The 752-nt window shown below is 64.4% G+C and carries 1 protein-coding gene; it reads right to left on the bottom strand.

Annotated features, from left to right (window positions below; all coding sequences use genetic code 11):
* Window positions 1-752, bottom strand: a 752-nt coding sequence (locus tag AC1D1M_RS31400; protein ID WP_477778689.1) for an immunoglobulin-like domain-containing protein, incomplete at both ends; no start/stop codon positions are given.

The following is a 752-nucleotide window of genomic DNA, read 5'->3' as shown; positions in this document are numbered from 1 at the left end:
GCCGCGGTTTCGCTCGCGGTCAGTTTCACCGTCGAGGTRTCGATGGTGTCGGTCACTTCCGTCACCGCCGGTACGYTGCTCGGCACCAGGTTTTCGAAATCGCCGCCGGTGGCGGTGGAAATGGTCGCTTCGACTTTGCCAGCATCTTTATACACGTCGTCTTTCGGTGCATCGACGGTCACCGAGCCGGTGGTGTTCCCGGCGTCGATGGTGATCACGGCGCCGTTGCTCAGGGTCACGGTGACCGGCGAGCCAGCGGCGTTGGACAGGGTCGCGGTGTAAACAATCGAGCCGCCTTCGGCCACGGCATCGGTCGCGCTCAGGCTGAGGTTGGTGGTGTCGACGGTGTCGGTCACGGTGGTCGAAACCGGCGTCTTGTCGGCGACCAGGTTCTCGTAATTGCCGCCGCTGACGTCGGTGATCGAGTTGGCTAACGGCGCGTGGCCAGTCAACACGTCGTTCGGCGCGGTGGTGGACACGCTGCCGGTGGTTTCGCCGACCGCGATGGTGATGGTCTGGCCGTTGGCCAGGGTCACAGTTACTGGCGAGCCAGTCACAGCGGCACCGACGGTGGCGGTGTAGGTGACGGTGCCACCCTCGGCCGCGGTTTCAGTCGCGGAAAGCTTCACGGTGGTGGTGTCGATGGTGTCGGTCACTTCCGTCACCGCTGGAGCGTTGCTCGGCACCAGGTTTTCGAAGCTGCCGCCGGTGGCGTTGCTGATCGTGGCCTGAACGGTGCCGGCGTCTTTGTA

The sequence above is a fragment of the Pseudomonas sp. P1_F7 genome (assembly GCF_056405655.1).
This window is presented reverse-complemented; position numbering and strand designations above follow the sequence as displayed.